Raw genomic sequence first — 17633 nt, forward strand, 5'->3', positions numbered from 1 at the left:
GCGTTTTGTCCGGGGGTCAATGGACCGTGCACACCATGCACGGATCGAAGGAGCGCACGACGTGCTGGACGGCGAGAGGCACCGCCTCGCCCTGCCCGACCGGTGTGCCGACGAGCGCCTGTTCGAGCGCGCCCGGGGTGCCGGCGGCGTCGCGCGGCGAAAAATTCCAGGTGGTGGGGGCGACAACCTGGTAGTTGGCGATACGCCCCTGCCGGACCACGAGCCAGTGGCCAAGCGCGCCGCGGGCGGCTTCGACCATGCCGAGCCCTTGCGCTTCATCGGGCATGGCCCCTTGCTGGCAGAAGAGTTCGCCCGGTTCGATGGCGCGTATCCAGCTTTCCATCGCCGGCACGACGCGGGCGAATTCGAGGAGCCGCGCGATGACGCGATTGGCGACATTGCCGCCGGACCGGGCGACGAGTTCGCGGATCAGCGGGTGGCCGTCGACGACCTGGCGTGCGAGCGCGCCGCATTCGACGACTTCGCCCTTGAGGCGTGGGGCCTTGCACCAGCTGTAGGCGCCGGGACGGTCGATGTCGACGCGGGTGTCGCCTTGCCAGGGATGTCGCGGATGCGCGTCGGCCATCCAGGCGTGGCTCGCGTCTTCGGCGATGTCGGTGTGGGCGACCGGCGCGAGCGTCGCCGTCGCGGCGTGCCAGACGCCGCGGGCGAAGAGCGGCGAGCCGGCGAGCGGGTAGTTGCCGTAGCTGAGGAAGCGGTCGGTCGCGCGGCCGAGGCGGTCGAGCGCGAGCGCGTCGGCGATTTCGAGGAAGAGGCGGAAGTCGCTCGATGCGGGCGCGCGGCTCGCCTTCCAGGCTTCCAGGGCGGCGATCGAGTCGAGCCCGGCGATCGCTTCGAGGCTGTCGCCGAAGAGCCGGCGTTCGAGCCAGCCGCGGAACTGGCGCAGCAGCGCGTGGACGCGGATCTTCTCGGACGGACCGATGCCGCGCGCCGACCCGCCAGGCTGAAGCGTGAGGCTGTGCGGCCATTTGCCGGCGAGGATGCCGAGGATCTGCAGGAAGCTCGCGCGGGCGGGCAAGGCGTCTGCGGTGGCCGCGCCTTCGACGGCCTTGAAGCGGGCGCGCGCGGCGTCGAACCAGGGTCGGCCGGCGTAGGCGTCGCGCGCGAAATCCGGCATGAAGAAGAGGTAGAAGTGGGTGAAGTGGTCGGCGAGATTTTCGTTCGCGAGGATCAGGTTCGCGGCGAGTTCGCCGTTCGGGGGCGGCGTGAGGCCCATCGCGTCGCCGAGCGCGCGGGCGGCGGCGGCCGATTGCGAGACGGAGCAGATGCCGCAGATGCGCGGGACGAAGACGAGCGCGTCGCGCGGGTCCTTGCCGAGCAGGATCTGTTCGAAGCCGCGGAAGAGCGGCGAGTTGACCTGCGCGGACGCGACGCGGCCGTCACTGATGTCGAGCGTGACTTCGAGGTCGCCTTCGACGCGGTTGAAGGGGCCGACGATGAGGCGGGTCATTCTTGGTGCCTCACTTTGCTCGTCTCCAGCGGATCGGCGGGGCGACGACGATGTGGTCGACGCGCGAGTTGTCGCGGACGCGCTTCGGAGTCGCGGACTTCGACAGCGCGGCGAGTGCGACGAACCAGGCTTTGGGCATGTCGGAGGGGAGAGCGATGGGGATGCCTGCGACCTTGGGCGTCATCGCGAAGGGGTGGCCGGGTTCTTCGAAGCCGGGTTCGGTGCAGGCGATGCAGGCATAGCCGCCGGTGATGCAGGATCCGCCGCCGTTCCAGGGGCGGACGTTGCAATCGGCGTGGGCCTGGGTGCCTTTGCAGCCGAGGTTTTCCATCAGGCAGCCGAGGTCTGAGGCTTTTTCGGCGCTGGCTTTGAATTCGTAGAATTCGTTGCGGCTGCAGCCGTGGTGGACGAGTTGGTCGGCGTAGAAGCGCGGGCGGCCGACGGGGTCGAGGTCGTCGGCGCCGAGTTCGCCCAGCGCCAGGCCGAGGAGCGTTTCGACGACCCACGCCGGGTGGGTGGGGCAGCCGGCGATGTTGATGACGGGGAGGCCCGCCGCGCCGGTGTAGTCGGCGCCGAGGAGGCCGCCGCGGGTTTCGCCGTCGTATTGCAGGCCACAGGCTTCGGCTGGATTCATGCCACCGGCAGTGACGCCGCCGTAGGCTGCACAGCTACCGATGGCGAGGGTGTGTTTGGCGCGGGCGGCGAGGTCTTTGACCCAGTCGATCATGGGGCGGCCGGTGCCGGCGAGCATGTGGAAGCGGCCGGTGCCTTGGGGGCCGCGCAGCATCGAGCCTTCGATGCAGAGGAGGTCCACTTGGGTGTCGCCGCGGACGCAGGATTCTAGGAGTGCGACGACTTCGGAGCCGGTTTGTTCGGAGAGTGCGGGGTGCCAGAGGATGTTGATGCCTGCGTCGCGGAGCATCGCGATGAGGTCGCGGGCGTCGTGGCACAGCAGCGACATGGTGCAGCCGCCGCAGCCGCCGGATTGGAGCCAGAGGAGGTTCATGGCTTGGCTCCGGTTTGCGTTTGGTCCGTCAAAACCGCCCCCGCCAGCGGGTGTTCCGCGCTTCGTTGGCGCGAGCGGACGCCTCAGCACGAAACACCCGCTGTCGGGGGCTGCGCCGTGCCATTTTCGACGTGAGGTGGGGTGCTCCGCCGTTCATATTGGAGTCAATTCGTTTCTAGACCGTATCTGGCGAGTTTGCTGCGCAGGCCCACACGGGAGAGCCCGAGTTCCGCGGCCGCGCGGGTCTTGTTCCAGCGGTGGCGGATCAGACTTTCCTTGACGATGCGAGCTTCGAGCGCTTCGAGGCGGGTCTTGAGGTCGCCGTCGAGACCGGCGAGGAGTTGGAGTTCCGGTTCCTGGTGGTCTTCAGCGGCGCGCAGGACGCGCGGCGAGAGGTGGCTCGCAGAGAGTCTGGGGCCGTCGGAGAGCGCGATCATGCGCAGGACTTCGTTGCGGAGTTCGCGGACGTTGCCGGGCCAACGGTAGGCTTGCAGGCAGGCGAGGACGTCGGCGCCGAGCGCTTCGAAGCGGCGGCCGAGGGATTGCTGGGCGCTGTCGACGTATTGCTGGGCAATCAGCGGGATGTCCATGCGCCGTTCGCGCAAGGGCGGGACGGTGATGGTGATCGCGGCGAGGCGGTAGTAGAGGTCTTCGCGGAAGCGGCCTTCGCGGACATCGGCTTCGAGGTCGCGGTTGGTCGCGGCGATGACGCGGACGTCGACGGGGATCGGGCGTGCGGCGCCGACCGGGCGGACTTCGCCTTCCTGCAGCACGCGCAGCAGCTTGACCTGGAAGGCGGCGGAGGTTTCGCCGATTTCGTCGAGCAGGATGGAGCCGTTGTCGGCCTGGCGGAAGAGGCCTTCGCGGTCTTCGTGGGCGCCAGTGAAGGCGCCGCGGCGGGCGCCGAAGAGTTCGGATTCGAGCAGCGTGTCGGGCACGGCGCCGCAGTTTTCGACGACGAAGGTCTGTTCGCTGCGGCTGCTGCCGTAGTGCAGCGCGCGGGCAAGGAGTTCCTTGCCGGTGCCCGATTCGCCGGTGAGCAGCACCGGGATGTCGAAGTCGGCGACCTTGGCGACGAGCGCGCAGAGCGCATTCATCGGCGAGTCGGGGGCACGCAGCAGGGCGTCGGCGCCGAAGCGGCGGCGGGAGGCTTCCTTCTTGCCGGCGACGCGCTGGCGCAGCACGGGGCTCGCGACCTTGAGGTCGAGCGACAGGCGCTGGTTTTCGCGCTGCAGGCGGTACATGTCGGCCGCGGCGCGCAGGGTCAGCAGGAGCTGCTCGGGCTGCCAGGGTTTGAGCAGGTACTGGTAGATGCCTCCGTCGTTGATGCCGGCGATGATGTCCTCCGAATCCGTGTACCCGGAGATGATGATGCGCACGGCGTCGGGCCAGCGTTCGCGCACTTCACGCAGGAGCTGCACGCCCGAGGTGCCGGGCATGCGCTGGTCGCACAGGACGATCTGGATCCATTCGCGTTCGAGGATCGCGAGGGCTTCTGCGGCGGAGGATGCGGTAAAGACGTCGAAGTCTTCGTCGAGCGTGCGGCGCAGGGATTCCTGCGAGCGGACTTCGTCGTCGACGACGAGCACAGTCGGTAGCGTGCGGCTCATGCAGCGGCCACCTCTCCGGGCACCTGCCAGCCGAGATCGCGGTGGCGGGCGAGGTGGCGCGGGGTCCAGGATTGCGGGCTCTTCATCATGAAATGGTAGCGCGCGACGTGGTAGCTGGGGTCGAAGCCGTAGAAGTTTCGGCGCATCGCGGCGAGTTCTTCTTCGCGGTAGGCGGCGAGCGGCTTTTGCGCTTCGTCGGCGGCACGGCGCGCAGCTTTCTTGGCGATGCGGGCCGGGAGTGCTGGGTCGGCGGCGAGCGTGGCGGCGCAGCGGGCGACTTCGGCTTCGAAGGCCGCGAGGTCGGCACCGAAGCAGTCGTCGATCAGGCCGCAGGCTTTGGCTTCGCGCGCGAGGAGCGGCAGGCGGTTGCCCATGATGCGGCGGCCGGCGTCGATGCCGACGCGCCGCGGCAGCAGGTAGCTCCAGTACTCGGAGCCGAACAGGTTGCCCATGTTCTTGTAGTGCGGGTTCATCACGATGCCGTCGCGGGCCCAAACGAGGTCGGCGGCAAGGGCGAGGAAGCAGCCCCCTGCGCCGGCGTTCCCGCGCAGCGTGGCGACGGTGAGGCGGTCGGTGAGCGTGAGCAGCGCGAGGCAGACGTCGTTCATCGCGTTGATGTTGGCCCAGGATTCGTCTGCCGGGGACGCTGCGGCCTCGATGCGGTTGAGGTGAATGCCGTTGGACCAGAAGTCGCGTCCGCCTTCGAGGACGAGGACGCGGGTCGGGCGCGTGCGGGCAAAATCGATCGCGGCGGCGAGGCGGCGGCATTGGTCGGTGGCCATCGCGCCGTTGTAGAAGTCGAAGGCGAGGAAGCCGATGGTGCCGTCGGGGCTTTCGCGGTAGCGGAGTTCGCTCCAGCGGGTGTCGGTGGCGTCGCGCATCAGGGGAATGGCGAGTTCGGGCAGCGCAGCGGATTCGGCGGCGAAGGCGACGGTCGCGGGGAGTTTGAAGGGGTGGTCGTGGTCGGCGCGTTTGACATGGCCGATCCAGACGGCGCCATCGATGGTGGCGCGGAGGATGGCGCCGTCGCGGCGGGCGATGGGTGCGCCGGGAGCGGCTTGGCAGAGCTCTTCGGGTGTCGCGGGATGGGCGTCGAAGAGGTGGCAAGGGGTGCCGAAGAGCGTGTCGGCGACGCCGGGGAAGCCGTCGGCGGCGCGGAGTTTTTGCAGGACGGTTCGGGTGTTGTCGGCGGTCCAGTCGATGGCTCGGTTGGACTGCTTCATCAGCGGGCGTTCGGTGCCGACTGTGGGTTGTTGCGCTGCTAAACCGCCCCCTCCGGGCGCTGTCTCGCGCTTCGTTGAACGCGTGGCGGACGCCTCAGCACGAGACAGCGCCCGGAGGGGGCTGGCGTGTGCGGGACTGGACGTTGTTTCGTTGTCTTGGGGGTTCTCGGTTGTGGTGCTTTCTGCGCGTTCGAGGATTTGCGCGAGCGCTGTCGGAGCCCATCGGCCCGCCCTCCAGTCGGGGACGTTTTCGATGGCGCCTCTGACGGCCTCCAGCGCCGCGGCGGTGACTTCGTTGCGGTACAGACTTGCCTTCGCGGCGTCACGCATCGGGAAGCGGACACATGCCCACACCGGGCCGGCGTCCATCTCGGCTTCCGCTTGCAGGACGGTGACGCCCCACTCGCCTTCTCCGTTCGTGATCGCCCAGTCGAGCGCGGAGGGGCCGCGGTCGCCGACGATGCCGGGGTGGACGATCAGCGTGAGATGGCGCGACCAGATGGATTCGGGCACGGCGCGCTTGAGGAAGGGGGCGAGGATCAGGTCCGGACGGAACAGATCGACGGCTTCTTCGGCGACGCGGTCGGCGATGTCGAACTCGACGGAGAGTTCGTGGCCGTCGGCCTTGAGTTCGGCGAAGAGGCGTTGCGTGAGGCTGTTGAAGCTGTGCGTAAGGAGCAGGATGCGCATCGTCGGTCTCAGCAGATGCGCGGCAGTTGTTCGCCCGACAGCCAGTCGACCATGCGGCGGCCGCCGAAGGCGGTGCGGATCTGGACGAAGGCGTTCGGGTCGGCGGTCACCGTACCGATGCGTGATGCACGTTCGCCGAGCGGGTGGGCGCGCATCGCGGCGAGGAGGCGCTCGGCGTCGTCCGCGGGGCAGATCGCGATCAGCTTGCCTTCGTTCGCGACGTAGAGCGGGTCGAGGCCGAGCAGTTCGCACGCAGCGGCGACCTGGGGCTGGACGGGGATCGCGGCTTCGTCGAGTTCCATGCCGACGCCGGATTGGGTCGCGATCTCGTTGAGGGTCGTCGCCAGCCCCCCGCGCGTCGGATCGCGCAGCACACGGATCGTCGGCACTTCGGCGAGCATCGCGTCGATCAAGCGATGCAGCGCGGCGGTGTCGGAGGCGATCTCGGAGTCGAAGGCGAGCGATTCGCGTTGCGCCATGATGGCCATACCGTGGTCGCCGAGGGTGCCGGAGACGAGGATCGCGTCGCCGGGCCGGGCGTTGGCACCGCCGATCTCGCGGCCGGCGGGCAATGCGCCGACGCCAGTGGTCGTGATGAAGACGCCGTCGCCCTTGCCCTGTTCGACGACCTTGGTGTCGCCGGTGACGACGGGCACGCCGGCTTCGCGCGACGCATGCGCCATCGACTGCACGATGCGCGCGAGGTCGGCGAGCGGGAAGCCTTCTTCGAGGATGAAGCTCGCGGCGAGATACAAGGGGCGCGCGCCCATCACGGCGAGGTCGTTCACGGTGCCATGCACCGACAGGCAGCCGATGTCGCCGCCGGGGAAGAACAGGGGGCTGACGACGTGGGCGTCGGTCGCGACGACGAGGCGTTCGCCCGCGGCGGGCCCAGGCAGCACGGCGGCGTCGTCACCACGTTCGAGATGCTCGTTCGCGAAGGCCGCGGCGAACAGTTCCTCGATCAGCTGCGCCATCGCGCGGCCGCCCGCGCCGTGGCCCATATCGACGCGTCCGCCCTTCATGTCGAGCGGGCGCACATAGCCCTTTTTCACAGTACCCATCGTCGCGCTGTCCTGCCGTGTCGCGGCCCTTGCGGGCCCTGGTTGATGATGTGCGCGACGCGGGACCTGACACGGGCCCCGTGCGCGCTCAGGCGAGGCTGCCGCCCGCCCGCGTGAGTTCTTTCAATGCATCCGCGACCTGTCGCGTCTGACCGGCCGCCGACGAGGTCTCGCCGGCGCTCGACTCGATCGTCGCGAGCAGCGCCGACAAGCCGTCGACGCCGTCCGAATGGGCCTCGATTTCGTCGGCGACGTGGCGCATGTCGGCGGTGAGCTGGACGACGTCCTTGCCGATCACTTCGGCGCTGGTGCGGCTCTTTTCGGCGAGCTTGCGCACTTCGTCGGCGACGACCGCGAAGCCACGCCCCGCCTCGCCCGCGCGCGCGGCTTCGATCGCGGCGTTGAGCGCGAGCAGATTGGTCTGGTCGGAGATCTGCTGGATCACTTCGACGACGCCCTGGATGCGCGAACCGGCACTCGCAAGCTGCGTCGCTTCGAGCGCGACATCGCGCGCGCCTTGTGACAGGCCGTGAACGCCCGCCGACGCCTCGGCAACTGCCGCGAGCTGGCGCTCGATGCCCGCCGCGAGCGAGTCCATCGATGCGTTCAGATCGCTCGCGCAGCCTTCAAGCTGGCCCGAGATCGTTTCGCGCTGCCGGTGCGCCGCCTCGAAGATCCGACCCATGTCGTTGAGCCCGGAGAACATCTGGCCGACACGCTCGTCGAGGCCGGCCGGGTCGAGCTTCATCTCGAAGCGCTGGTTCTCGAAGTCCTCGATCTGCTGCACGACGACGCGGTTCAGGCCCGACAGCTTCGCGATCTCGCGCCGCAGGAAGAAGGCCTTGAACTCGCCGTAGTGCGCGACGAAGTTATCGATGTAGTCGTCGCGGAAGGTCTCGCCCGGCTTCACGCGGAAGAAGAAGATCGCCGTCAGTGTCTGGTTCAGGTTCAGGCCGAGGATCTCGCCGAAGGTCGAGAAGCCCGCGACCGGAATGTCGCCGATCACGGCGCCCATGCCGGCAAGTTCGCGCTCGTTGTAGAGGCGGCGCAGGATGCAGTCGTTGAGGATGCCCGCGACCGGCTTGCCCGGCTTGCCTTGCATGAAGCGTTCGAAATCGCGCTTCGTGCCGTCGACGAAACCGGTGCGGCGCACGAGCAGCAGTTCCTCGCCCGGGCCGACGTCGCAGTAGAAGTGGATGCGTTCATTCGCGAGATCGATCGACGACACCGAGCGCACGAAGAGCTCCTTGCCGACACGGATCGCGAAGGAGTATTCACCGAGCTTCTTTTCGAGCTGATCGGGCGAGCATTGCAGCGCGCGGCACAGCGCGGCGACCGGCGAGCCGATCACGCCCTGGGCGTCCATCACCTGGCTGATGTAGCGCTTTTCCATCGACGCGGTGAGCGTATGGAAAGTGGTGCCGGTCGGCTCGAAGTTGTGGCTCTTGAAGACGCCGAAACGTACCTGCGGCGGCACCTTCAGGAAGGCGATCAGCGCGTGGTTTTCGAGGCGGCCGTTGCCGTCGTGCAGCCAGGTGTTGCGGAAGTCGAACTTGCCGCCGGCCGAGCCGCCGACGAAGAGACAGGGGAAACGTCCGCTGTCGTACAAGGCTTCCATCAGGAAGGATTCGGACGCCGACAGACCGTCGAAGAGCACATAGGCAAGGGTGTCGCGGTGGTCGATCTCGAAGCTGACGTCGACGCGCTCCAGCGTGCGGGCGAGGCTCGCGACGCGCTCCTTCAGCGACTTGTCGCAACGCCCCTGGCGCAGGTCCTCGCAGCCCAGCGGCACGCGCACGACCTGAGCGCGCGCGACGAGCGATGCGTCGAAGAACTGCAGCACGACGTTTTCCCAGCGTTCGCCGGTGCTGCAATACACGGAGCCGGCCTCGCCGCACAATTCGCCGGCGGTCGAGCACAAGGCCATCGGCACGTTCGGGAAGCGGGCGCGGACCGCGCGGGCCACGGCGTCGATGTCGACGTGCGGCGACACGTAGCCGGCAACGAAGGTCGGCGCGACACGCACGCCATCAAGCTTCTCTGCGAGCTCCGCGGGGCGACACCGAACGATGACGACGCCCTGGGCGCTTGTGGAACCGATTTTTCCGAAAAACATGACCGGGAACCTCGTGAGGGTATGCAATGCCTATGGCTTACATTCTCTTACGACAATGCAAACCCGGACTTGAGCCTCGTCAGAAGTCCCCTCGATGAATCCCCCTTGATTACATTTGTCATTTCGCGACTCGAAATGCATATCCACCATCCGGAATTCATACCCGCGAAACGTCGCGGAAGCGACCGTAATTGTAGTGCGCGGCGCAGGCACCCTCGGACGACACCATGCACGAGCCCATGGGGTTCTCGGGCGTGCACACGGTGCCGAAGAGCTTGCAGTCGGTCGGCGTCTTCACGCCGCGCAGGATCGCGCCGCATTCGCAGGCGCGGTTGTCCGGCACCGAGACGAATTCGAGGCCGAACTTCGCCTCGGCATCCCACTGGGCGAAGGGCGCACGGATGCGCAGCGCCGAGTACGGCACTTCGCGCAGCCCGCGCCATTCGAAGCTGCGGCGCAACTCGAAGACTTCCGACACCAGCCCTTGCGCCTTGAGATTGCCGTCCTCGGTGACGGCGCGGGTGAATTCGTTCTCGACCTCGGCGCGACCTTCATTGACCTGCCGAATCAGCATGCGGATCGCCTGCATCACGTCGAGCGGCTCGAAGCCGGCGATCACCACCGGCTTGCGGTATTCCTCGGCGAAGAAGGCGTAGGGGCGGCTGCCGATGATCGTCGACACGTGCGCCGGGCCAATGAAGCCGTCGAGCGGCACGGTGCCGAGCTCGCGCACTTCGGGCGATTCGAGGATCGTCAGGATCGCGGATGGCGTCAGCACGTGGTTGCACAGTACGCTGAAGTTCGCGAGGGAGAGCGCCTGCGCCTGGCGCAGCACGAGCGCGGTCGGCGGGGTCGTCGTCTCGAAGCCGATCGCGAAGAACACGACTTCGCGCTCGCGCATCTTCTGCGCCAGCGCCAGCGCGTCGGCCGCCGAATACACCATGCGGATGTCGGCACCGCGCGCCTTGGCCTTCAGCAGCGACAGGCCATTGGACGCCGGCACGCGCAGGCAGTCGCCGTAGGTGCAGATCGTGACCTCGGGGCGCGCGAGCGCGAGCCGGATCGCCATATCGATGCGGCCGATCGGCAGCACGCACACAGGGCAGCCCGGGCCGTGGATCATGCGCACGTTGGCGGGCAGCAGGTCGGTGACGCCGTAACGCGAGATCGCGTGCGTGTGACCGCCGCAGAATTCCATGAAGGCATAGTTGCGGCCGGTATCGGCCTCGCGCGCGATGGCTTCCGCGAGCTTCGCGGCGAGCGCGCCGTCGCGGAACTCGTCGACGTACTTCACGCGCCGCCCTCTTCGGCCGCGGCGGCGAGCGCGGCTCCGGCAAGACCGGCTTCGGCGAAGAGCGCGAGCGTCTTCTCGGCCTCGTCGGCGTCGAGCTTAGACAGTGCGTAGCCGACATGGACGATCACATAGTCACCGACCTCGGCGCCATCGACGAGCGCGAGCGAGATTTCCTTGCGCACGCCGCCGAGATCGACGCGGCAGGCGTCACCGGGCAAGAGCTCGACGATGCGGGCGGGAATCGCAAGGCACATGCTTCAGAATCCTTCGTTCAGATGGTGGATCGCAACCCAGGCCTGACCGAGCGCGAGACCGGCGTCGCCCGGTGACAGGCGCTGCGCTTCGAGGACGGTCAGGCCGTGTTCGCGCAACGCCGCGCCGAGGCGTTGCGACAGGATGCGGTTGTGCAGACAGCCGCCGGAGAGCGCGACGACCGTCAAGCCGGTGCGTTCGACGGCCTGCCCGACCCAGGCGACGAGTGCCGCGGTGAGCGTCACGTGGAAACGGGAAGCACCCTGCGCGGCATCGGTTTCGTCGGCAAGGGACGTGAGGATCGGCAGCAGGCTCAGGCGCCCTGCCCCGTCGATCGTCCAACCCTCGGGCTCGGGCGTCACGTCACCAACTCGTTCAAGGTAGTCGGTCGCGGCGCGCTCCAGCGCGATCGCCGCCTCGGCCTCGACACGCATCACAGGGCACAGTCCGAGCAGCCCCGCGGCAGCGTCGAAGGCGCGGCCGAGGCTGGAGGTCGGCGGGCACAAGGTGTCGCGCGTGAGCAGGTTCCCAAGCATGGCCGCCGCAGGCTGGGCCGCGAAGCGCGTCGCGATCTCGTCGGCGCGGCCGGCCAGATGGAGCACCGCCCCAGCCATCCGCCACGGCTCGCGCGCCGCGCGGTCACCGCCCGCCAGCGGCAGGGGCGCGAGATGACCGAGGCGCTCGAAGTGCGCGCCATCGACTTGCAGCAGTTCGCCGCCCCAGGCCGTGCCGTCGGTACCCAAGCCCACGCCATCGAGCGCGAGGCCCAGCGCCGGGCCGGGGTGTCCATTCTCCGCCAGCACCGCGGCAACATGCGCGTGGTGGTGCTGCACCGCGATCGCAGGCACGCCGAGGCGCGTCGCAAGGGCGCAGGCGCTGCGGCTCGAATGGAAGTCCGGATGCAGGTCGTGCGCGATCGCGGCGGGAGCGCCCTGCGACAGCAACACGTGGCTCCAGGCATCCATCTCGCGGCAGGCATCCGGCGTATCGAGATCGCCGACCGTGGCGCTCATTTGCGCTGCGCCGTCCTGCGCAAGGCACAACGCGTTCTTGAAATAGGCGCCGAAGGCCAGCACCGCGGGGCCGTGCAAGGTGAGCGGGATTGACGGCGGCGCGAGCGGAGCCGCGCCCGGCGAGGCGAGGTTCGAATTCATGTCCGGACTCAGGCCGGTTGCACGGTTGTGCTGCGCGCCGCGCGCGCCTTCGCCATGCCGCGCTCGAGCCAGGCGAGCCAGTCGGCGATGCCCTCGCCGCTCGTCGACGACGTACGAATCACCTCGATGGCCGGATTGACCCGCCGCGCGTAGCCGATCGCGCGTTCGACGTCGAAGGTGAGATGCGGCAGCAGGTCGACCTTGTTGAGCAGCATCAGGTCGGCCGCGGCGAACATGTCCGGGTATTTCAGCGGCTTGTCCTCGCCCTCGGTGACCGACAGGATCGCGACCTTGTGCGCCTCGCCGAGATCGAAGGCAGCCGGGCACACGAGGTTGCCGACGTTCTCGATCAAGAGCAGGCTGTCGTCGGCGAGCTGCATCTGCGCGAGTGCGCGCCCAACCATGTCCGCGTCGAGGTGGCAGCCCTTGCCGGTGTTGATCTGCAGCGCCGGCACGCCGGTCGCGCGGATGCGTTCCGCGTCGAACTCGGTCTGCTGGTCGCCCTCGACCACCGCCGCCGACACGCGTCCCGCAAGTTCCGTGAGCGTGCGCACGAGCAGCGTGGTCTTGCCCGAGCCGGGGCTGGAAACGAGGTTCAGCGCGAAGATGCCGCGCGCGGCGAGCTGGCGGCGGTTGGCGTCGGCACAGGCGTCGTTCTTGCCGAGGATGTCGCGCTCGATCTTCACCATCTGCGACTGCGACAGGCCAGGGGCGTGAGCGTGCGCGGGGCCGGCGCCGAAATGCAGGTGGTGCTGATCGGAATGGATGTGGCTCGCGTCCCGGGCGGACGGCTGCCCGTCGTGCGTGTGCTCATGCGCGGGAGCCGCGGGCTTCCACGCGCGCGTCGTGCCTTCCTTCGGGCGCGCGGGCTTCGAATGCCCTGCCCCGCCGATATTCACTTCACCCGCCCCGCAACCGCACACCGTACACATCACCCTGCTCCAATCCGACTGCGACCACCTGAAGCCGCATCATCCCTTCAATCGACTTCGATTTCCTTGACCCGCATCACGGTCCCGCCGGTGGGACGCACCTGGTAGCCGCCGCAGTGCGGACAGGGGTCGTAACGCTGCGCGAGCGGCACGCTGCGATCGCAGGCGAGGCACCAGCCGACGCCGGGCACGCTCTCGACCTCGACCGCCGCGCCCTCCGCCAGCGTGTCGCGCAACACCACGTCGAGACAGAAGCGCAGCGCCTCGACCTCGACCGACGACAGTTCGCCGATCTCCAGCACGACCGTCTTCACGCGCGTGCAGCCCTGCGCCCGCGCGGTCTCCTCGACGATGCCGCGGATGCTCTCCGCAAGCGACATCTCATGCATCCGATACGTCCTCGATCGCGATGTCGTACTCGATGCACGGATCGAGCGACAGCGCGAGCGCCTTCAGGCGCAGCATCGCGGCCTCGTCCGACGGCGCGTCCCAGCCCGTGGCTTCGCAGACGAATGCGCCCTGCGCATGGAAATTCCATTCGGTCGGCGCGACGATCGCGTATTCGGCAATGCGGTCGCCGTCGAGACGCACGGCGTGCATCAGCATCCCACGCGCGGTTTCGACGCATGCGAGGCCGGCGCCGTCGCCCATCGGCGCGGCATCGACGAGCTTGGGCATGTCGCTCGCGAGCGGATGGCGCAGGCGGCTGGCGCAGTCGGAGAGATCGACGACGCGCGCGAAGAGGCGCGCCGCGATGCGGTGGCGCTGAGTCAGAAGATTGCTCACCATCATCGAATCCGCGTGGCGCGCGAGCACGCCCGTCTCGTGGGCGCGGCCGAACAGCATCGGCGCCGCGCAGAAATCGGCGGACGGGATGCCGCCGAGTTCGGCCGCCCAGGCCCCGGCAGCGAGTGCCGGCAGCAGTGGCACCGCTTCGCCTTCCGGCGTCGAGGACCCCATCTCGATCAGGTCGGCGAGCGCAGCCCCGATCGTGCCGCAGCGGCGGGCGCGCTCGATGAATTCGCGCAGGCCGCTGGGCTCGCGCGTGGTGCGGAAGAAGCCGGCCAACAGTTCGACGGCGACGAGATCGAGCAGATCGCCTCCGAGCTCATACGCCGCCCGCCCTTCGCCGACGCGCGCGAGCCTGCGGTGCAGTTCGGCGAAGCGCTCGCGCCGCGGCTGATGGCCGAACAGTGCCGGCCAGTCGAGCATCAGCCGCCAGAGGTTTTCCTGTGCGGCCTCGGTCGCCAGCGCCCGTTCCTCGGCCCATGGCTCGGCACGCGCGACGCCGCTCGCACCCGCGGCAACGCAGGCCGCGGTCACGGCGACGGCTTGCGCGCGCGAGCACAGGCTGAAGAGCGCAGGAACGAGCTTCAGCGCCTCCTCGACAGTGCGTCCGACCAAGACCTGCGCCGCTTGCGGACGGGGATTGTCGATCGCGACACCCACCAGACGCCCGCCCTGACGCTGCACTGCAAGCCGCATCCTGCCGTCCGCGTTCATCGCCGCCCCCACTGCAAGCAGGGGATTTTGATCGTGACACATGCGGCGGCTGGCCGCCCGCTGCCCTGAATCATGCTTTCTCCTAGCGCATGCGCCCGCCCCTGGCCGATTGACGCGCTGCAGTCGGACCGGACGGCACGTACGCGGGGGCGGAGCGATGATATGCGCTGTCGCACGAGGGCGAAAGCGTGTCGAGACAAGGTTTTGCATCTCAAGTACGGCCGCGCAGGAAGGCGCGCCGGGACGTCGAACGGGGCGCATCGACAGGAGGCGTTGGTGCGTCAGCCACAGCGGCCGGAACCGATGGCGCCTGCGTATGCGGAGCGGGAGCGAGCACCGTCGCGAGCGCGTCGGTCGCAATCGCGCAGGCCACCTCCGTGCCGACGACATCGTCGATCGGGGACACCAGCGGGCAGTACAGGAAAGCCGGAAGCGCGGCGTCCGCGTCGTCGCTTTCCTCGCCGATGAAGACCAGTTCGCCGACCGGCAGACCCAACGTGCGGCGCACACCCGCCGCCGTGTCCCGCCACAGCGCGCCGCCGCCGGGCAACAGCACAAGCTGGATGCTCCACGAGGTGACGACCGCAGCGAGCCAGTCGCCTTGAAGGCGCTCGCAACCGGCGACACACACCTCCACGTTCGGATTCAGAAACGGCAGCCCTGCCATGCGCGTTTCGCTGACGTGCCGGAAGTGGCGCAGCAGCGCACCAGACGGGTCGTCGTGCCAAGGCGCGGCGACCTTCGCCTCAGCCGGCCGCAGCGCCGGCACGCGCACGACGGACAGGAGCTCGCTCATTGCGCCGTCCGCGGGGCGAGATCGCGGAACCACGCGTCGGGGTCGTAGTCGCCGTCCAGCGTCGCCGCGAGCGCCGCCAGCGCCTCCTCAGTCAGCGCGAGGCTTTCGGCGTCGAGCACTTCCTTCGCGAAGCCGAGCGCAACGAGCACCCAAGTGCCGACCGGCTGCGGGCCGACGAGCAGCATGTTGGCCTGCTCGCGGCGCTCACCGCGCACGAGCCACGCGATCTCGCCGTCACCGACCCACGACTCGACCTGCATCGGCACCGATAGGCACATGCTAGGCAGCCTCTGCCAGCGCCTTCGCCGGCGTCTGCAACCCGTACTCCGCCAGCGCATCACGGATCGCCTGCAGCGCGACCGGCATCGCCGCACGGACCGGCGCGGTCTGCTCCATCGAGGTCGAGATGTCGACCGGCTGCACGCCAACGACCACGACGTGGCGCGGCGCGCGCTCGGTGATCTCGAGCGTCGCCAGCACGTCCGACAGGCCGACCTGATGCGGCGAGATGCGCGCGCGGAAGAAGGCCGGCACCTCGTCGTCCTTCAGCACGACCACGCTCGCCGGCGGTTGGCCGACGCGCACGCAATCGGCGATCACCAGCAGATCGAGGTTCTCGAGGTCCTCGAGGAGCTCCATCGCGGCGGTGCCTCCATCGATGACCTCCAGCACCTCGGGGATCTCGTAGCCCGCCTGCAGCTCTTCGACGAGCCGCACCCCGACGCCCTCGTCGGTGAGCAGGATGTTGCCGACGCCCAGCAGCACGGCACGGCGGATCGGGGTGTCGATTTGGCTCATCAGGATGCCTTCACGCGCACGACTTCGGTGTTCTCGGTGTCGAGGATATGCACCGCGCACGCGAGGCAGGGGTCGAAGGAATGGACCGTGCGCAGCACTTCGAGCGGCTTCTCGGCGTCGACCACCGGGTTGCCGATCAGGCAGGCCTCGTAGGGCGCCATCTCACCCTTCTCGTTCTTCGGCGCGGCGTTCCACGTCGAAGGCACGACGCACTGGTAGTTCTTGATCTTCTGGTTCTCGATCACGACCCAGTGCGACAGGATGCCGCGCGGCGCCTCATGGAAGCCGACGCCGTGGATCTCGCCCTTCGGGAAGACCGGCGCGTTGAAGGTGTCGAGGTCGCCCTTCGCCATGTTGTCGACGAGCAGTTGCCACTGTCCCTTCAACGTGTCGAGCTCGACGCCACACATGATCGCGCGCGATGCGTGGCGGCCGATCGTCGAATGCATGGCGTCGAGTCCGACCTTGGTCTTCGCGAGCGAGGACACGGTGTCGAGCATCCCGGTGGCGTACTTGGTGATGCCGTCGTGCTTGGCCGCGAGGCCGCACAGCACGCGCGCGAGCGGGCCGACCTGCGCCGGCTTGCCGAGGAAGGTCGGCGACTTCAGCCACGAATACTTGCCGTCGTCCTGGAAGTCCGTGTAATGCGGCTTCGTCTCGCCCTGGTAGGGGTGCAGCGACTTGCCGTCGCCCGCGCCGTACTCGTACCACGAGTGCTTGATCGCTTCCGACACGCCGTCCTCGAAGAATTTGTCGCCGAAGGCGGTGATCGGCTTGAACTGCGACAGGTCGCCGTTCGGGATGTAGCCGCCGGGGATCGCGAACTTCGTGCCCGCGGAGTCGAGCGGGACGTCCGGCGCCGCGAGGTAATTGACGACGCCACGGCCGACTTGGGTCCATTCGGGGTAGAAGGCGCCGATTGCGGCGACATCGACCATGTAGACGTTCTTCACGAAGTCGTCGAGCTTGTTCATCCACTCCTGGATCGCCATCAGGCGCTCGATCGTCAGCACGGACTGGGAGTCGGTCGACAGCGGGTTCGCGACGCCGCCGACGGCGACGTTCTGGATGTGCGGCGTCTTCGAGCCGAGGATGGACACGATCTTGTTCGCGTAGCGCTGAATTTCCAGCGCCTGCAGGTAGTGCGCGACCGCCAGCAGGTTCACCTCCGGGGACAGCTTCATCGCCGGGTGGCCCCAGTAGCCGTTCGTGAAGATGCCGAGCTGGCCGCTCGCGACGTAACTCGCGAGCTTCTCCTTCACCTTGCGCATCTCGTGCTTGCTGTTGCCCGACCACGTGGAGAGGCTCTCGCCGAGCGCGGCGGCCTTGTCCGGATCGGCCTTCAGCGCCGAGACGACGTCCACCCAGTCGAGCGCCGACAGGTGGTAGAAATGCACGATCTGGTCATGCACCGCGTGCGCCAGCATGATCATGTTGCGGATCAGCTGGGCGTTCACCGGGATGTCCAGCTTCAGCGCGTTCTCGACCGCGCGCACCGAGCAGATCGCGTGCACGGTCGTGCACACGCCGCAGATGCGCTGCGTGATCGCCCACGCGTCGCGCGGGTCGCGGCCGATCAGGATGTTCTCGACGCCGCGCCACATGGTGCCCGAGGACCAGGCCTTGGTGACCTTGCCGCCGTCGACCTCGACGTCGATCCGGAGGTGGCCTTCAATCCGGGTGACCGGGTCGATGGTGATGCGTTGGCTCATGGGAAAAGTCTC

General features: G+C 68.3%; 16 protein-coding genes. All 16 read right to left on the minus strand.

The window, feature by feature from the left end:
* Positions 1–16 precede the first annotated feature (16 nt).
* Positions 17–1471 (minus strand): nickel-dependent hydrogenase large subunit, encoded by a 1455-nt coding sequence (locus AZKH_RS18760; RefSeq protein WP_015437371.1) that lies wholly within the window; start codon positions 1469–1471, stop codon positions 17–19.
* Positions 1472–1481: 10 nt separating this feature from the next.
* Positions 1482–2477: a ferredoxin hydrogenase small subunit gene (locus AZKH_RS18765; RefSeq protein WP_015437372.1), complete on the minus strand. Its 996-nt coding sequence runs from the start codon at positions 2475–2477 to the stop codon at positions 1482–1484.
* A gap of 164 nt (positions 2478–2641) precedes the next feature.
* Entirely contained in the window at positions 2642–4087 is a 1446-nt protein-coding gene (locus AZKH_RS18770; protein ID WP_015437373.1) for a sigma-54 dependent transcriptional regulator, read from the minus strand.
* On the minus strand, positions 4084–6000 hold the full coding sequence (locus AZKH_RS18775; protein ID WP_015437374.1) for a hydrogenase maturation protein: 1917 nt from the start codon (positions 5998–6000) through the stop codon (positions 4084–4086). The genes AZKH_RS18770 and AZKH_RS18775 overlap by 4 nt, the downstream gene beginning before the upstream one ends.
* An 8-nt stretch (positions 6001–6008) precedes the next feature.
* Entirely contained in the window at positions 6009–7064 is a 1056-nt protein-coding gene (gene hypE, locus AZKH_RS18780) for a hydrogenase expression/formation protein HypE (RefSeq protein WP_041656375.1), read from the minus strand.
* Positions 7065–7152: 88 nt separating this feature from the next.
* Positions 7153–9180, minus strand: a complete 2028-nt coding sequence (locus AZKH_RS18785) for an FIST N-terminal domain-containing protein (protein ID WP_015437376.1) — start codon at positions 9178–9180, stop codon at positions 7153–7155.
* A 157-nt stretch (positions 9181–9337) separates the two neighbouring features.
* Entirely contained in the window at positions 9338–10474 is a 1137-nt protein-coding gene (gene hypD / locus AZKH_RS18790; protein WP_015437377.1) for a hydrogenase formation protein HypD, read from the minus strand.
* On the minus strand, positions 10471–10728 hold the full coding sequence (locus AZKH_RS18795) for a HypC/HybG/HupF family hydrogenase formation chaperone (protein WP_015437378.1): 258 nt from the start codon (positions 10726–10728) through the stop codon (positions 10471–10473). Before AZKH_RS18795 ends, hypD begins: the two co-directional genes overlap by 4 nt.
* A gap of 3 nt (positions 10729–10731) precedes the next feature.
* Complete coding sequence (locus tag AZKH_RS18800) at positions 10732–11880, minus strand: hypothetical protein (protein ID WP_015437379.1); 1149 nt, start codon at positions 11878–11880, stop codon at positions 10732–10734.
* 8 nt (positions 11881–11888) lie between these two features.
* Positions 11889–12812 carry a hydrogenase nickel incorporation protein HypB gene (hypB, locus tag AZKH_RS18805; RefSeq protein ID WP_015437380.1) on the minus strand — a complete coding sequence of 308 codons (924 nt, stop codon included), beginning with the start codon at positions 12810–12812 and terminating at the stop codon, positions 11889–11891.
* A gap of 47 nt (positions 12813–12859) precedes the next feature.
* Entirely contained in the window at positions 12860–13201 is a 342-nt protein-coding gene (gene hypA, locus AZKH_RS18810; RefSeq protein ID WP_015437381.1) for a hydrogenase maturation nickel metallochaperone HypA, read from the minus strand.
* Positions 13194–14357 carry a nickel-dependent hydrogenase large subunit gene (locus tag AZKH_RS18815; protein WP_070099073.1) on the minus strand — a complete coding sequence of 388 codons (1164 nt, stop codon included), beginning with the start codon at positions 14355–14357 and terminating at the stop codon, positions 13194–13196. Before AZKH_RS18815 ends, hypA begins: the two co-directional genes overlap by 8 nt.
* A gap of 169 nt (positions 14358–14526) precedes the next feature.
* A complete protein-coding gene (hybE, locus tag AZKH_RS26410) occupies positions 14527–15111 on the minus strand; it encodes a [NiFe]-hydrogenase assembly chaperone HybE (protein ID WP_015437383.1) in 585 nt (194 codons plus the stop codon).
* Complete coding sequence (locus AZKH_RS18825; protein ID WP_015437384.1) at positions 15108–15389, minus strand: HypC/HybG/HupF family hydrogenase formation chaperone; 282 nt, start codon at positions 15387–15389, stop codon at positions 15108–15110. Before AZKH_RS18825 ends, hybE begins: the two co-directional genes overlap by 4 nt.
* Before the next feature lies 1 nt (position 15390).
* Positions 15391–15909: a HyaD/HybD family hydrogenase maturation endopeptidase gene (locus AZKH_RS18830; RefSeq protein ID WP_015437385.1), complete on the minus strand. Its 519-nt coding sequence runs from the start codon at positions 15907–15909 to the stop codon at positions 15391–15393.
* A complete protein-coding gene (locus AZKH_RS18835; protein ID WP_015437386.1) occupies positions 15909–17621 on the minus strand; it encodes a nickel-dependent hydrogenase large subunit in 1713 nt (570 codons plus the stop codon). Before AZKH_RS18835 ends, AZKH_RS18830 begins: the two co-directional genes overlap by 1 nt.
* Between the last annotated feature and the right edge of the window lie 12 nt (positions 17622–17633).

This window comes from Azoarcus sp. KH32C (assembly GCF_000349945.1).
Classification (GTDB): domain Bacteria; phylum Pseudomonadota; class Gammaproteobacteria; order Burkholderiales; family Rhodocyclaceae; genus Aromatoleum.

Excerpts from the sequence above, each read along its gene's own strand:
- AZKH_RS18825 (WP_015437384.1), bottom strand. The coding sequence starts at position 15,389 with ATGTGCCTATCGGTGCCGATGCAGGTCGAGTCGTGGGTCGGTGACGGC.
- AZKH_RS18765 (WP_015437372.1), bottom strand. The coding sequence starts at position 2,477 with ATGAACCTCCTCTGGCTCCAATCCGGCGGCTGCGGCGGCTGCACCATG.
- AZKH_RS18835 (WP_015437386.1), bottom strand. The coding sequence starts at position 17,621 with ATGAGCCAACGCATCACCATCGACCCGGTCACCCGGATTGAAGGCCAC.
- hybE (WP_015437383.1), bottom strand. The coding sequence starts at position 15,111 with ATGAGCGAGCTCCTGTCCGTCGTGCGCGTGCCGGCGCTGCGGCCGGCT.
- AZKH_RS18830 (WP_015437385.1), bottom strand. The coding sequence starts at position 15,909 with ATGAGCCAAATCGACACCCCGATCCGCCGTGCCGTGCTGCTGGGCGTC.
- AZKH_RS18775 (WP_015437374.1), bottom strand. The coding sequence starts at position 6,000 with ATGCGCATCCTGCTCCTTACGCACAGCTTCAACAGCCTCACGCAACGC.
- hypB (WP_015437380.1), bottom strand. The coding sequence starts at position 12,812 with ATGTGTACGGTGTGCGGTTGCGGGGCGGGTGAAGTGAATATCGGCGGG.
- AZKH_RS18770 (WP_015437373.1), bottom strand. The coding sequence starts at position 4,087 with ATGAGCCGCACGCTACCGACTGTGCTCGTCGTCGACGACGAAGTCCGC.
- AZKH_RS18815 (WP_070099073.1), bottom strand. The coding sequence starts at position 14,357 with ATGTGTCACGATCAAAATCCCCTGCTTGCAGTGGGGGCGGCGATGAAC.
- AZKH_RS18795 (WP_015437378.1), bottom strand. The coding sequence starts at position 10,728 with ATGTGCCTTGCGATTCCCGCCCGCATCGTCGAGCTCTTGCCCGGTGAC.
- AZKH_RS18800 (WP_015437379.1), bottom strand. The coding sequence starts at position 11,880 with ATGAATTCGAACCTCGCCTCGCCGGGCGCGGCTCCGCTCGCGCCGCCG.
- hypA (WP_015437381.1), bottom strand. The coding sequence starts at position 13,201 with ATGCATGAGATGTCGCTTGCGGAGAGCATCCGCGGCATCGTCGAGGAG.
- AZKH_RS18785 (WP_015437376.1), bottom strand. The coding sequence starts at position 9,180 with ATGTTTTTCGGAAAAATCGGTTCCACAAGCGCCCAGGGCGTCGTCATC.
- AZKH_RS18760 (WP_015437371.1), bottom strand. The coding sequence starts at position 1,471 with ATGACCCGCCTCATCGTCGGCCCCTTCAACCGCGTCGAAGGCGACCTC.
- hypE (WP_041656375.1), bottom strand. The coding sequence starts at position 7,064 with ATGGGTACTGTGAAAAAGGGCTATGTGCGCCCGCTCGACATGAAGGGC.